Genomic DNA, 13,852 nt, shown 5'->3' with positions numbered 1-13,852 from the left:
GCTTCTCCCGTTGGTCCGGCTGGTCCGGTCGCTCCTGTGGCTCCCGCTGGTCCTGCTTCTCCCATTGGTCCGGCTGATCCGGTCGCTCCTGTGGCTCCTGCTTCTCCCGTTGGTCCGGCTGGTCCGGCTGGTCCGGTCGCTCCTGTGGCTCCCGCTGGTCCTGCTTCTCCCATTGGTCCGGCTGATCCGGTCGCTCCTGTGGCTCCTGCTTCTCCCGTTGGTCCGGCTGGTCCGGTTGCTCCTGTGGCTCCCGCTGGTCCCGCTTCTCCCATTGGTCCGGCTGGTCCGGTCGCTCCTGTGGCTCCCGCTGGTCCTGCTTCTCCCATTGGTCCGGCTGGTCCGGTCGCTCCTGTGGCTCCCGCCGGTCCTGCTTCTCCCATTGGTCCGGCTGGTCCGGTCGCTCCTGTGGCTCCCGCCGGTCCTGCTTCTCCCATTGGTCCGGTTGGTCCCGCTGGTCCTGTAGGTACTTTAATTTTAATATTTACTTTTTGCTTTAAATTGCATTTACAATCTTTATGTCCACATTCTCGACACTTTTTGTCCTTGCATTTGCAATCTTTATCTCCAGATTTTCGACACTTTTTGTCCTTGCATTTGTAATCTTTATCTCCAGATTTTCGACACTTTTTATCCTTGCATTTGCAATCTTTATCTCCAGATTTTCGACACTTTTTATCCTTGCATTTGTAATCTTTATCTCCAGATTTTCGACACTTTTTACCCTTGCATTTGCAATCTTTATCTCCAGATTTTCGACACTTTTTACCCTTGCATTTGCAATCTTTATCTCCAGATTTTCGACACTTTTTGTTCTTGCATTTGCAATCTTCTCTTCGCCCTTTTGACTTACTCTTTTTTACACCCAATTTTTTCAACCCCTTTCATTGAACTTATGTATTCTATGAGATAAGCAATAAATGAGAGTGGATGAATTTCCTATTAAAGTGCTTAATATATTAAAAATGGCTGTCTATTTTTGTATTGTGAAAACCGCCAGTTTCACCTAATGTGGTCGGATAAGAGATTATCCAGACGTAAAATAATTCCAATAAATATAAAAAAAGTCCCTGATACCCGCTCACATTAGCGATACGATATGGTACTGCACCCCCAAAGTTAGAGTAAAAATCTAGCTTTGGGGGTATTTTTGTATGGCAAAATATAATGACGATTTTAAGTTAACGATCGTTAAAGAGTATCTAGAAGTTCCAATGGGCTGTGGGCTGTTGACAAAAAATGCGGAATTCCTAATAAGAGACCGATCAGAAAATAGGTATATTCCTATAAAGCAATTGGTGAGGATGCAAGTTAATGGAGGGAGTATATCGTGCTACTAATCAAAGCATGAGAAACTTACAAAGCAGAAAAGCGAATTGAAGGATTTTCACCCCACACCTTACTTAAATGCCTACCGTCTTGAAGTGAACCTCATAGTCCGTCACTTCCAAGATATCGACACTCAATCCAAGGAATTAAAGATTACTTAGCTACATGCAGTGAATGATTAAAACCATCAAGTCTTACACACCGTATTCGATTTATTCGTTCCCTCTTTCGTTGGTTACATGAAGAAGGTCATTTCCCTATAAACCCAGCAGTTAAGATAAAGGAACCAAAAGGGAAGAGGATCCCGAAGTTTTTAACAGAACGAGAAATTGAACATTTTAGGGAAGCTTGTCAAGCCGGTCAGCAATTGTAAGGGGAAAAGGTGATAAGGAACGTAGAGGTATATTTCAATATACGGTATGACATTTGGTTAAAGCGCTATATTCAAGAGAGGATGGATGACGATCAATCCTTATTTGTTACGGAGCGTGATCCTCATCGAATGAGTATTGCCCAGATGAGATATTTAAATAAAAGAATATCGAAAAGCGCTGGTATTGATAAAACCATACACCCGCATCAGTTGAGACATTATGTGGAGTTGGGGATTACGGGGAGTAAGACCAAACTTAACAGGTGTATGAGGATCCGCTGAGAAATCGCTCCCCAGAATCCATCAAAACTATCTACTCACATAGTGAATTCACCCAATTCATTAAATCTCCGTCTTTCTCCCATTTAGGACATAGCCTGGAAGTAAATCAATATACGCATTTTCAATAGCCTTTACTTTCATTTCATTACCTGCTCTCGCATACATTTCTGTTGTTGAACAGTCTACTGCCCCCAAAAATTACGGATGTAAATAAGATTGACACCAGCTTGAAGCAGATACCAATTTGCCATTCACTTTATTTTTATGAGGAGCAGTAAATATTTCTTCGGTAGGAATGTTCGGAAAGAAAGGTATTCCCTCTTTATCTATGACTCCCCCACCGATATAGCGATGATTTTCCGGAAGGCCAACCAACAAATCAGTTCCACAGCTATTTGTGAAATGCAGGGATTCAAATTGGTTCTCGTTTAGGAATTTTTTTCGAGACTCGAATGCTCTATTGTGACTTTCCCAATCTTTCATAGGATTTTCCCCATCTGCCCGAGACCCTTTTAACATTAATTCCCACAATGATTGTAAAGCTTCTTCTTTACTTAGGTTGGGGAATACTTTCGTTGCCCATTCAACGTTCGGTACAGCTAGAAGACACCAGCGTACCTCGTGGGATCTAATTTTCTCATGATAATCCCTCAATTTGGTACGAGAAGCTTTTTGGTATCGATTTATCCTTTCTGAAGAAACCTCCTTAAAGACCTCTAAGTTTTCAGAAATAATATGGATGTAAGCAGCATCTGCATCGTCCCATTCTTTAAAACGAGCAGCCTGCCAATCAGGATAGTGATCGATGACACTATCTGCTGCATTTAAGAAAAATTCTTTGGTAGACTGTTCATCTGTCCAATCTATAAATACATTTGACGCTCCTGCCTCGTAGGCTGCCGTTTGGATTAGACGTGCAAACGTAGCATTTTGTATATCACTATGAATAATCAATAATTGATTTTCTTGCAGATTCACACCAGCTCGTACAGCAAGTTCTGCATACTTTTTTAACTGTGCTTCACTTATAAATTCATATATTCCTTTAATCATTTAATATCTCCCCAGTGATGTTCTTAATTTTACTGCAGGACTCTGACCTACTTTAACTAACCGGCTACGTTAGTTCATTATTTTCGTCTATATATTTAGAAAAGGGAACCAACCATTGTTCAACATTAGCCCCCGTTTGTTTAAGACTCGAATTCAATATATATTAAATGTCATATCGTTTTGAAAGTTTTTCTTTATGTGACTGGAACACTTCTTCTAAGGGAATATCATATTTATTCGCTATAATAATGAGATTTCCTAGTACATCCCCTAATTCTTCCGTTAACTCTTGTTTATTTTTGGCATAAGACTCATCCTTTTCATCTGGGCGGTCTCTTCCTATCTCAAGAGATCTGATAGCCCGGGCTACCTCCCCCGTTTCCTCAGCTAAAAAGCCAATTCTTATAAAGATATCTAGCTCAGACCACCCCCTGTTTTCATAGTATTCTTTGATCCATTGTTGAAATTCGGTAACATCCATTTTTCCTCCTCCTCACATTAAACATAGTTTAACAAAGGATTTTAAATTTTGTATAATACTCATGAAGATTTCAGGAGGGATAGGATGAAAAAAATAGCAGTATTCTGCGGTTCAAGCCCTGGGGCATCTGAAGCTTACATAGAGGGGGCAAAAAAACTTGGAAAAGAAATGGTCAAAAGAGGGATGACTCTCGTCTACGGTGGAGCAAGTGTGGGCATGATGGGAGCTCTTGCAGATACGATTTTAGAGGAAGGCGGACATGTGATTGGTGTTATGCCGGACTTTTTAGAAAAGAGGGAAATCGCACATAAAGATCTAACTGAACTTATTGTCGTTGGCTCTATGCATGAAAGAAAAACCAAAATGTCAGATCTAGCTGATGGATTTATTGCTTTACCAGGTGGTCCAGGAACTATGGAAGAATACTTTGAAATTTTTACTTGGGCGCAATTAGGGCTCCACCAAAAACCATGTGGCCTTTTGAACGTTAATCGTTATTTTAATCCGCTTTTATCTTTATTTAATCACATGACAAATGAACAATTTCTAAATGAAAAGGATCTGTCCATAGCTTTATCAGACCCGAACCCATCTCGTTTATTAGACCAATTTTATTCCTATGAGCCGCCAAAAGTAAAAACTTACATCACTTCTAAAGATGAGACTTAACGCGAAAACCCAGACCAAAAATTTTTCTTTGGTCTGGGTTTTGTTTTGAAATAATACGACAGGTGCTTCTTAATTACAGAATCGCCCCCCTATTGTGGAAGACTTGATTTCGAGACATCTTGGAGCAAATATTAAACTATCGCCCCGTTAGTTTAAGAATTTCCTTTTCCGTAATTTAGCGACTAAAACAAAAACTAAGAAACCAATTATATAAAGTCCAGTCAATAACCAGATATAAGTAATTGGGTTTGTCTTTAAAGCAATTAAAAATACATCAATCGGATAAATATCGCTACAATATTGAACATCTTGGGGTGTAAAGATAAATTTTGGTTTACATTCTGATTGTGGTAAATAAGCTATTTTACCTGTTATAAAGATTGAATAAACATATGATACCAAGAAAATAGGTATGCAAACAAACCACATTACCCACCATTTTTTCACACAAATCCCCCCTATATTTTACTTTTTATATCTCTTGTTTCATTTAGTTAATTTCACCAGAAAATAAATGTCCATTGTTAAACATTCCTGCCCTTATCTTTAAGACTCAGTTTCGAGATAAATAACCCCTTAGGGAACAAGGTTCAACGGTTACATCGTGAAAGTAAATAATCTAAGGGTATCATAGGTTTCGATACTTGGAAATAAATTCCTTTTTATCATCATATCATTCATCGTAATTTCATTTCGCTGATGATGGATGCTTTCTAATACTTGAAACCAAGCCAGATAATTGTTGAGATACTTGGTTGCCACACCATTAAAGCGCTGTATCCATCCTTTCAGCCTTCGGTGGTAGTCGTTGACGTTCTGTATATGATAAAGACCCTTGGTACGAATTTTCCCGTCCGATTTGAATTGATAGATAGCCATACCATTATCAAACGCATACGTTTTAAATATCAACATTGAACTTTAACAGAGCCTTTTTAATAAAAAGGAAGTGATAAGCTCCTCCTTCGATTCCCTTCCTGCTCAACTAAACAGTTATGTGTTATCTACGTTTAATGATCATGCTGAGGATGATCCACCTTTTTAAGGAACATATGTTCACCAGCAAAAATGAAGATAATAAATATGAGAGAAACAGCTACAATTAACCAATCATTCACAGCCTTCACCCAGATGAACGCAAATAAAACAACAGCATCAAGAATGAAAGCAGCTGCTACAATACCTACCTTAGCGTTTACTTTATTCCGAAGATGTTTGATCACTCCCCAATGAACGATCATATCCATAACCAGATATAAAATGGCTCCCACGGAAGCAATCCTGCTTAAGTCAAAGACAACTGCCAATAACATGGCGAGAACGACCGTATAAACCAGCGTGTGTTTCTGGAGATGCCCCGGCATTCCAAAATGCTTATGAGGAATCAGCTTCATGTCCGCTCTCTAGAATTTGTATTCATTTACTCCTCCCCCTAAATTGTGCAGAAATTGTGAAATAGCTTGTCATTTTATGAGGAAAGACCCGGGAAATATAAGAGCTTCTCGACGGATCGAATTCTTTTTGGGGTAAAGTGGACACATAACCATTACAAGAAAACACATTTGGCTTGCTTTAGAAAGTACAGCCTTTCACTTTGAATAAAAAAATGGAAACAAAAAACCTCTAGAGCGAGGTTTTTCGTTTCCATTGCGTATTATTTAGAGGGAGCACTTTCCTCTTCTTTTTTTACAGTAGATGAAGGAACGGGCCCATCTTTAACTTTGTCCTCTAACTTCGCCGCCTGCTCCTCCGTAATTTCGATTTCATGACCAGGGGAGACGACTTTTCCATCTTTTACTAAATAATCATTGGCTATAAATGTTGGCATTCGCCTATTCTCCTTTTTGTTCTCCTTTATAAGGATGTTATTTACACAAAAACTACTATATCAATCGGTGGCAGTATTGCAAGTATTAAGCTCTTCCCAAACCACCGGGAATAAAAAAATAACCCACCCCTTTCGCTCGTTCAACGAATCAGGATGGGTTATTCACCTTTCAATCTTTTACTCTATGAAACTATTTCCTAAAATACCTGACGTAGTTTGAATTGGCTGAAATGTACGCTCCGCTCTTAAGACGATACATTTCCCCTCCACCCACTGTGAATTTATCACGCGTGACGGTAAAAACTTCTCCCTTACTTACGATATCTCTACGATCGTCCCAGTCAGGGGAATTATACGTCCACAGCGAGTCCGTGACAACTTCTACATAAGCCTGGGAACGGCGTGTAAGGTTTAAAGCCTCAGCAATACCTAACGCATGCCCTCTGGCAATATTTGTTTTATACGTTTCCGATTTTAAGGCCTCGGCATCTGTGGCATTATCGATAAACCCATTTTCGGTAAGTACAGCAGGCATCGCTGTTTCTCTTACCATGTGAAAATTGGCTTCCTTCTTGCCCCGGTCGTTAAAGCCTGTCTGATTCACAATCTCGTCATGCACCAGGCCGCGCAGACGATTCGTTTCTGCTTTTCCACCATAACTTCCATTATATGTATAAGATTCAAATCCCGCACCACCGCCGGCATTTATGTGAATGGAAACTAAGTAATCTGCTCCCCAGCTATTGGCCTTGTTCGTACGTTCATCGAGAGACAGCTTCTGATCCCCGGTACGTGAGAGCTGAACCTCATGCCCCTCATACTCGTGGTCGAGAATATCCTTCGTTCGTAAAGCAAGATCAAGCGTCACATTTTTTTCCTGAAGCCCATTCCCTGTTGCTCCTGGATCTGAGCCGCCATGTCCTGGATCAATAAATATTTTCGTAGATTCTGCGTGAATGACTTTGTTCTCCTCATCCAGTGCAAAAACAGCTAAAACTAATAACACAACCGCGATCGACAACTTCCACTTACCATTCATTTTTAAAATAATCTGTTCATCCTCTATCGATAGTATCGTCTTGATTTAACCTTCCAAAAACAGTAGAGCCAACAACACGAAGAAGTTTAAATCAATCGATCCCCTCCTGTCTTACTAAAAATCATGCAAAATCTTGAAATCTTGTTTATTATAACAAACAATTACTAGAAAAATTTAAGTTTTTTGGCATAAAATGTCGAAATAAGGCTATTGACTCGTATCATAAATACTAGATTTGTATAATCTTCATGATTTCGAAAAAAAATGATTGACTTTTATGTATAAAGAATTTTACATAAAAAAAATGACCCCGTCTCAATGGACGAGGTCTAGAATAGGAATAGGTCATCAACTATTAGGTTGATTATTGAAAACGTGATGACCTGTTCATTATAATATACTTCCCTGAATATAAGAAGGTAAAAATTACCATAAAACGAGGAGTCTCGTTCATTATTAAGAATAAACTTTACCCTGTCATCACGTCTTCCTTCGGATACTTAATCAGATCCGGGGTGTGACTTGTAAACGCAAACGCAAAGGTTAATGGACCTAACTTGCCAACTAACATCGTCAATACTAAAACGACTTTCCCAACCGTCGTCAACTCCCCGGTCAAGCCCATCGACAAGCCCACTGTACCAAAGGCTGATACGCTCTCAAACATAATCGTTAAGAACGACGCGTCTTCCGTTAGGTTCAGAATGAAAATCGTGAGGATGACGACTGCCATACTTCCTACGGTTAAAGCTAAGGCCCGCATGATGGTGTAGGGTCTTAAATTTCTTTGAAACAACACGATATTTTCCTTACTTTTAAAGACAGCCATCGTGGAAAGGAGGATCGCAAGCGCCGTCGTCAGCTTGATACCGCCCGCCGTCGAGGCACTTCCTCCCCCGATAAACATGAGGGTAATAATATAAAAAAGAGACGACTCCTCCATCGAAGCAATATCAATGGTATTAAACCCTGCCGTTCGAGGCGTGACCGCTTGAAAATAAGCCGCGGCCAGCTTCTGGCTGGAACTCATAACCCCTAACGTATCAGGGTTGTTATATTCGAGGACAAAAATGATCAGCATACTGAACAAATTGATCAGCAAGGTCCCAAACAGCATCACTTTTGTATGTAACGAAAGGTGTTTAAATTCTTTTTTGCTCCACAGATCAAAAACGACCGTAAAGCCAATCCCGCCGATGATGAAAAGGAGCGTAATCAAGATATTGATGACGGGGTCAAATACGTACCCCGATAAACTATCGGACCAGATGGAAAAACCGGCGTTGTTAAAGGCTGACACCGCATGAAATACACTGGTATACAGGCCGTCACTCCATCCAAGCTCAGGCACCCATCGAATCGATAGAAAAATGATGGCCACGATTTCAACGGAAAGCGAAAAGAACAATAGCTTTTTCGCTAAGGCGACGACCCCGCCAATCGCTGATTGATTTAAGGCCTGCTTCATTAATATACGCTGCCTGATGCCGATTTTCTTCCCTAGCGCCATGTAGATTAATACAGCAAAGGTCATAATCCCAAGACCGCCAAGCTGAATTAAAGCGATTATTACGATTTGACCAAATAAGGTAAAAGCTGTTCCTGCATCCACAACGACAAGTCCTGTAACGGTCATGGCGGAAGTTGCAGTAAAAAGAGCATCCATGTAACTGATCGCTTCATTACTTGCTATGGGTAATACTAATAGGAAGCTTCCAAGCAGTATAGCAACGGCGAAAACAAGTATTAAGATTTGTGGCGGCTCCAGCTTATTGACAGTACGTTTCAGCACATTCTTCGACCTTCCTTCGAATGAACTTCAATCTATTGTCTTAATATACTCCTATCATGCCAGGGATTCAACCTCGTTTATTCACTTCATCCGAGCCTTATGGTGTTCATTATCACGATGAGAGTGCCCCCTAGGAAGATCATGGCACCCACAGTGAACCAGCTTACTTTTTAACAGATGGAGAAGGAAAGCTGCTTTACCAGCAAAGACAAACCAGCCCATTCGGCCGCCCGCATTCCAAGGAACTGCGAAAAATCATTCAATACATTAAGAAAAATTTAAAATAAAGAAAAATCGCCATGTGAACGAATCACATGGCGATTTCTTTTCTCGTTATTAACAAAACGAATCTTTTGATTTTGGAACAGACAATCCAAACAATGGTCTAAGATAAAGCGCTAAGAAAGTACCGCCTAACGCTAAAATCCCCCAAATGTAACCATGAAGGCTAAAGGATGCAATCCCGCCAAAGTAGGCGCCAATATTACAACCGAAAGCAAGACGTGCGCCATACCCCATCATTAAGCCTCCGATCACAGAAGCCATTACATTTTTCACATTGAGCTTGGAGAACTTAAAGAGACCTCCGGCTGCAGAAGCCAGGAATGCTCCTAAAATGACGCCTAAATTCAATACGGTCGTAGAATCGGCAAAAATGGATGATTCCAACATGGCCGCATTCTCGCCCTGCCAGTAGCCCCAGCTCGCAACATCCATTCCAAAGAACTGAGCGACTTTTGAACCCCAGAGGGCAAAAGCGGACGTAATGCCCCACGGAGCTCCTCGGGTCATTAACGTTAGCGCATTAAGAACAGCTAAAATAATCGCCGCTGCAAATAACGGCCATGAGCCGCGGAAAATTCTTTTCCATCCACTCGTTGATGGCACAGGTGCCATCTTCGGTGCTTTTTTCTTCTTCTCTACAACCAGGGTAATCCAGGCAATGACACCAAACAGAGCAATGGAAAGCAGCCATGCGCCGCCATAGCCAAGACCTGTGGACGTCGCAAGAGATACAGGTTCAAAAGCAGGAAGATCTTCGGTCCAGAACGGCAGGTGAGCCGCTCCAATCGTAGAGCCGATAATAAAGAACAGCAAAGTCACAAGCATAACAGAGCGGCCGCCTCCGACTGCATAAAGCGTACCAGAAGCACAGCCTCCGCCAAGCTGCATGCCCACGCCAAACATAAATGCGCCGACAAGCAGACTTATGCCAACTGGCGATACATATCCAGCGACTTCCCCTCCAAAGAAGGTATAGCCAAATGCCAGGATTGGCGCGAACAGCGTAACCGCCACAGCCAGCATAAGCATGTGCGAACGCAACGCCTGCCCATTACCGACCGACATCACGCGGCGGAAGGCAGACGTAAAGCCAAAACGGGCATGAAATAACGTGTAGCCGAGCAATAGACCAATCACGAGCAGCAGCGACTGCACAATATTTTGAGTGACCATTAGAAAAACCATTAAAATCGCCCCAACGATCAGACCGCCGACAATGAGCGGCATTTGCGGACTGTTTAAGTCAGCGTCTTCTTTCTTTACGGGATCTTTCACTTCATCTATAGGTTGAACTCTTGTTGTAGCCATCTATAAAACACCCTTTTCCTTATAAAAATAGTCGGATTTACTTAGTTTATATTAACGAGGATTGCTAGAATTGTCAAAAGAGAGAACTCGCTCCATTAAATGATATGACTAACTCCCTAGTATTTTATGAAAGAAAGAATGTTATTATGAAAGTGCATACTGATTTTCCATATATACATCTATAAGCTGATTAACTTAAAGAGGAGAATTAGAAATGAGTGAAGTAACATGAGAAAAAAAGAAACACGGAAAGTCGTTCAAATAGGAAGCAGCTTTGGTATAGAATTACCCCAATCCATCATTGATTCATTAAAGATTAAACGGGGAGATGAGATTGAATTTGATGTAAGAAATAACCAAATTGTATTAAGTAGAAAAAGGAAATGGGAAGATGAAGTGGATGCAGAAATGCTCGATATGTTGTCGGAAACATTGAAAGAACACGATCAAGTCTTTAAAAACCTTAAGAATCGCTAATGGCTATGGTTCACCTCAAAATCAAAGTCGTCACACTTATCCATTTTATGATGAACCAATATCATTTTCTATATCATTATAACCCAATGATGAAATGAACCATGAACAAATAAGCAAATTAAAAGCTAGACGTGTACTTTAATGTTCCAAGTACACGTTTGCTTTATATCTATAAAACCATTGTAACCTTCTTTTTAAATTTATCCGCGCAATATCTAAGCGTGGTTCCGTCCCCCTGCTCTTAATGGAAAACGAGTTTGAGTAATTAGAGGACCGCAATCTTAACGCCATTTAACTTTTTCATCAGACAGGTTCTCATGAATACTTAAACTGATCATCCCAATCTATGACTCATACCAAGACGAACAGCGTCCAGCTATCCTGAACCATTGAAAAAAGTCTGATTCCCGAGGGAGAATCAGACTTTTTTGTTATAGCGATCCTCTCTTATACTTAGCTATTTACCGGTGTAAGAGGGGATTTATCATTTAACACGTGAATGATATTATCTGCTGCTAATTGAGCCATTTTTAATCGTGTATTCACACTTGCACTGCCAATGTGAGGAAGAGTTACTACATTAGACAAAGAAAGCAAAGGATGATTTGTAGAAACAGGTTCTTCTTCAAAAACGTCCAATCCTGCTCCCCATATTTGTTTGTTCACTAAGGACTCGTATAAGGCTTCTTCGTCTACGATTCCACCTCTAGACGTGTTGATTACTATTGCATTTGGCTTCATTAGTGCTAACTCGTCTTTTCCTATGAAATGATGAACTTTGGGACTGTACGGTATCATCACACATACAAAATCTGATTCTTTTAATAATGTATCTAAATCAGCATATTGGATTCCGATTTCTTCTTCTTTTTCAAATTTTCTAGTTCTATTATAGTAGAGAAGGTTCATCCCGAAACCTTTTGCCCTTTTAGCAACCGCTTCTCCGATCCTGCCCAGGCCGATAATTCCTAGCGTAGATCCGTGAATTTCCTGGCCGGTTAGTAACATCGGCGACCATGTATCCCAGTTTCCATTTCTCAAGTAATCGGAAGCCTCGACGATTCTCCTTGCCGTACTCATTAATAATGTAAAAGTTAAATCCGCCGTCGTTTCCGTTAATACCCCAGGCGTATTAGTGACGACTATCCCCTGTTGTTCAGCTGCTTGTATATCTATATTATTAAAACCAACAGCCATGTTGCTGATTACCTTTAAATTAGGGGCTCCTTTTATTACTTCTTCGTCTATTGTATCGGTAAGCAGACAGTAGATACCCTCTACATCCTGTATTTCTTTCAACAAGACACTTCTCGGTACAGGTGTATCTTCTTCCTCCCACATTTTTATTTCAAAATGATGTTCAAGACTTTTCACGATGGCTTCAGGTAGTTTCCTCGTAATGAATATGGAACTTTTCACTTATGCTCTCCTCCTATCTTCTAATAAAAATATTAGAGGTTCATACTTTTAGCGAAGAACGGTTTTAATGAAGGATATAATTCCTTAAATACTTGATAATGCTCGTTATAAATATTCACTTCTTCTGTGTTGGGTTTGACGACACGCGTTGTTTGATTTTCTATAAGTTCAGAAGCTTCTTCGAATGTTTTATAATATCCGGCAGAAGTTCCGGCGATCAAACATGCTCCGTATACTCCCGTTTCTGAAACATCTTTTATTTCAATATTTTTTTCTAGTATATTAGCTTTCACCTGGGCCCACGTTTGATTGGAAGAACCCCCTCCAATTGAAGGAAGGCTTTCAAATTTAACATGGTATGCATCTAAAAGGATGTCATTGATTTGTCTCAACCCGAAAGAGCATCCTTCTAAAATAGCTCTCATCATGTCGGCTTTTGTCGTGTTTAAGGATATACCTGTAAACGTTCCTCTGGCGTCAGGATCCCATATGGGTGATCGTTCTCCCTGCATATAAGGAAGAAAAAATACGCCATTAGAACCGATGGGGGATTGCTTCGGAAGTTCTTCAAGAATATGCCTTGAATCACCTTCTTCTTTAAGAAACTCTTCGTAGAACCATTGAATGGCAGCACCAGGGAAGGACATGGCCCCATGGGATAACCATTGGTTTTTCTTAATATGACATCGATTTAAAAATCTTCTATCTAAATTATCGGGATTCTTTGTGCATGCAGTCAGTACATTAGAAGTACCAACTGACTCAAAAACTTCCCCCGGCTGGACGCCTAAAGCTAAGGTTGAACAAGCTGTATCGGCTCCACCCGCCGCCACAGGTATGCCGTTTAAAGGGAGTTCTGAACAATTTAACTCGCCTACAATCGAACATGGATCTACGACTTCAGGGAGTTTCTCCATCTCAAGCCCGACCTCTTCACAGATTTCTTTCGACCACACATATTCTTCAATATTATACATCCCTGAGAAGGAAGCCTGAGTCCAGTCCATAACGAAAGAACCCGTGAGCTTGTTCAATATGTAGGTCGAGAGATTTCCCCATTTATGGGTTTGTTCATACAAAGAAGGACGATGATTCTTAAACCATACATGGGAAGTAACCGAATACATTCCCTGCTCAAGCCTGTTTTTCGTAATGTCATAGATTTTTTCTTCAGTCACTATTTCTTTAATCCATTCTGCCTCTTCTTTGCTTCTTTGATCTAAATACATGATCCCAGGGCACAACGGTTCCCCGTCTTCATTTAGAAAAACAGAAGAATTACAAAAGGTGGATAGTGAAATCGCATCAACCGTTCCCGTTCTTTCCACTCTTGTAATAACCTTCATTAACAATTCTTTTGTCTTAAGCCATATATCTTCTAAATCTATTTCCACCCACCCTTTTTGAGGATAGTGGAGGGAATAGGGCTGATATTCAATCAGCCCTAACTCCCCATCATGATTCATGGCTCCTACTTTGATACCACTCGTTCCAATATCTATTCCGATGACATGTGACAT

14 protein-coding genes and 3 pseudogenes are annotated in these 13,852 nt (G+C 40.6%); 5 read left to right on the top strand and 12 right to left on the bottom strand.

What is annotated here, in order from left to right; genetic code table 11:
• A partial coding sequence (locus IEV27_RS11270) for a collagen-like domain-containing protein (RefSeq protein WP_229735171.1) occupies positions 1–434 on the bottom strand: 434 nt, incomplete at its 3' end.
• Between the two features lie 717 nt (positions 435–1,151).
• Between IEV27_RS11270 and IEV27_RS11265 the strand changes: the two genes are divergently transcribed.
• Together IEV27_RS11265 and IEV27_RS20100 are read left to right on the top strand one after the other, a co-directional pair.
• The gene (locus IEV27_RS11265; RefSeq protein WP_188377547.1) at positions 1,152–1,337 is read left to right on the top strand and encodes a hypothetical protein; all 186 of its coding nucleotides are present in this window, start codon (positions 1,152–1,154) and stop codon (positions 1,335–1,337) included.
• Between the two features lie 35 nt (positions 1,338–1,372).
• Positions 1,373–1,981, top strand: a pseudogene (locus tag IEV27_RS20100) (tyrosine-type recombinase/integrase).
• Between the two features lie 198 nt (positions 1,982–2,179).
• Here the strand turns inward: IEV27_RS20100 and IEV27_RS11255 are convergent.
• Complete coding sequence (locus IEV27_RS11255) at positions 2,180–3,034, bottom strand: aminopeptidase (protein ID WP_229735167.1); 855 nt, start codon at positions 3,032–3,034, stop codon at positions 2,180–2,182.
• A 163-nt stretch (positions 3,035–3,197) separates the two neighbouring features.
• Positions 3,198–3,515, bottom strand: coding sequence for a MazG nucleotide pyrophosphohydrolase domain-containing protein (locus tag IEV27_RS11250; protein ID WP_188377546.1), 318 nt, complete (start codon positions 3,513–3,515; stop codon positions 3,198–3,200).
• A gap of 84 nt (positions 3,516–3,599) precedes the next feature.
• On the opposite strand from IEV27_RS11250, the gene IEV27_RS11245 reads away from it, so the two are divergent.
• Positions 3,600–4,184, top strand: a complete 585-nt coding sequence (locus IEV27_RS11245; RefSeq protein WP_188377545.1) for an LOG family protein — start codon at positions 3,600–3,602, stop codon at positions 4,182–4,184.
• Positions 4,185–4,331: 147 nt separating this feature from the next.
• Here the strand turns inward: IEV27_RS11245 and IEV27_RS11240 are convergent, their stop codons facing one another.
• The 6 genes and pseudogenes from IEV27_RS11240 to IEV27_RS11215 all read right to left on the bottom strand — a co-directional run bounded on the left by IEV27_RS11240 (position 4,332) and on the right by IEV27_RS11215 (position 8,840).
• Complete coding sequence (locus IEV27_RS11240) at positions 4,332–4,631, bottom strand: DUF4306 domain-containing protein (protein WP_188377544.1); 300 nt, start codon at positions 4,629–4,631, stop codon at positions 4,332–4,334.
• A gap of 150 nt (positions 4,632–4,781) precedes the next feature.
• A pseudogene (locus IEV27_RS11235) lies at positions 4,782–5,090 on the bottom strand (IS1595 family transposase); the annotation flags it as partial.
• A 104-nt stretch (positions 5,091–5,194) separates the two neighbouring features.
• Positions 5,195–5,578 carry a hypothetical protein gene (locus IEV27_RS11230; protein ID WP_229735165.1) on the bottom strand — a complete coding sequence of 128 codons (384 nt, stop codon included), beginning with the start codon at positions 5,576–5,578 and terminating at the stop codon, positions 5,195–5,197.
• Positions 5,579–5,838: 260 nt separating this feature from the next.
• On the bottom strand, positions 5,839–6,012 hold the full coding sequence (locus tag IEV27_RS11225; protein WP_188377543.1) for a hypothetical protein: 174 nt from the start codon (positions 6,010–6,012) through the stop codon (positions 5,839–5,841).
• A gap of 190 nt (positions 6,013–6,202) precedes the next feature.
• Entirely contained in the window at positions 6,203–7,051 is an 849-nt protein-coding gene (locus IEV27_RS11220; RefSeq protein WP_188377542.1) for an N-acetylmuramoyl-L-alanine amidase, read from the bottom strand.
• A gap of 469 nt (positions 7,052–7,520) precedes the next feature.
• Positions 7,521–8,840 (bottom strand): TrkH family potassium uptake protein, encoded by a 1,320-nt coding sequence (locus IEV27_RS11215; RefSeq protein WP_188377600.1) that lies wholly within the window; start codon positions 8,838–8,840, stop codon positions 7,521–7,523.
• An 86-nt stretch (positions 8,841–8,926) separates the two neighbouring features.
• Between IEV27_RS11215 and IEV27_RS19860 the strand changes: the two are divergent.
• Positions 8,927–9,130 (top strand): annotated as a pseudogene (locus tag IEV27_RS19860) (peroxiredoxin); the annotation flags it as partial.
• A 49-nt stretch (positions 9,131–9,179) separates the two neighbouring features.
• Here the strand turns inward: IEV27_RS19860 and IEV27_RS11210 are convergent.
• Positions 9,180–10,436: a YeeE/YedE family protein gene (locus IEV27_RS11210; protein WP_188377541.1), complete on the bottom strand. Its 1,257-nt coding sequence runs from the start codon at positions 10,434–10,436 to the stop codon at positions 9,180–9,182.
• Positions 10,437–10,664: 228 nt separating this feature from the next.
• On the opposite strand from IEV27_RS11210, the gene IEV27_RS11205 reads away from it, so the two are divergent.
• The gene (locus IEV27_RS11205; protein WP_188377540.1) at positions 10,665–10,913 is read left to right on the top strand and encodes an AbrB/MazE/SpoVT family DNA-binding domain-containing protein; all 249 of its coding nucleotides are present in this window, start codon (positions 10,665–10,667) and stop codon (positions 10,911–10,913) included.
• Positions 10,914–11,366: 453 nt separating this feature from the next.
• On the opposite strand, the gene IEV27_RS11200 is transcribed toward IEV27_RS11205, so the two are convergent.
• Entirely contained in the window at positions 11,367–12,332 is a 966-nt protein-coding gene (locus IEV27_RS11200) for a 2-hydroxyacid dehydrogenase (RefSeq protein ID WP_188377539.1), read from the bottom strand.
• Positions 12,333–12,364: 32 nt separating this feature from the next.
• Positions 12,365–13,852 carry a xylulokinase gene (locus IEV27_RS11195; RefSeq protein WP_188377538.1) on the bottom strand — a complete coding sequence of 496 codons (1,488 nt, stop codon included), beginning with the start codon at positions 13,850–13,852 and terminating at the stop codon, positions 12,365–12,367.

This window comes from Halobacillus andaensis (assembly GCF_014636475.1).
Classification (GTDB): Bacteria; Bacillota; Bacilli; order Bacillales; family Halobacillaceae; genus Halobacillus_A; species Halobacillus_A andaensis.
The sequence above is the reverse complement of the archived record's forward strand: the minus strand, read 5'-3'. Positions and strand labels throughout refer to the sequence as shown.

Excerpts from the sequence above, each read along its gene's own strand:
- IEV27_RS11265 (WP_188377547.1), top strand. The coding sequence starts at position 1,152 with ATGGCAAAATATAATGACGATTTTAAGTTAACGATCGTTAAAGAGTAT.
- IEV27_RS11255 (WP_229735167.1), bottom strand. The coding sequence starts at position 3,034 with ATGATTAAAGGAATATATGAATTTATAAGTGAAGCACAGTTAAAAAAG.
- IEV27_RS11250 (WP_188377546.1), bottom strand. The coding sequence starts at position 3,515 with ATGGATGTTACCGAATTTCAACAATGGATCAAAGAATACTATGAAAAC.
- IEV27_RS11245 (WP_188377545.1), top strand. The coding sequence starts at position 3,600 with ATGAAAAAAATAGCAGTATTCTGCGGTTCAAGCCCTGGGGCATCTGAA.
- IEV27_RS11230 (WP_229735165.1), bottom strand. The coding sequence starts at position 5,578 with ATGAAGCTGATTCCTCATAAGCATTTTGGAATGCCGGGGCATCTCCAG.
- IEV27_RS11225 (WP_188377543.1), bottom strand. The coding sequence starts at position 6,012 with ATGCCAACATTTATAGCCAATGATTATTTAGTAAAAGATGGAAAAGTC.
- IEV27_RS11220 (WP_188377542.1), bottom strand. The coding sequence starts at position 7,051 with ATGAATGGTAAGTGGAAGTTGTCGATCGCGGTTGTGTTATTAGTTTTA.
- IEV27_RS11210 (WP_188377541.1), bottom strand. The coding sequence starts at position 10,436 with ATGGCTACAACAAGAGTTCAACCTATAGATGAAGTGAAAGATCCCGTA.
- IEV27_RS11205 (WP_188377540.1), top strand. The coding sequence starts at position 10,665 with ATGAGAAAAAAAGAAACACGGAAAGTCGTTCAAATAGGAAGCAGCTTT.
- IEV27_RS11195 (WP_188377538.1), bottom strand. The coding sequence starts at position 13,852 with ATGTCACATGTCATCGGAATAGATATTGGAACGAGTGGTATCAAAGTA.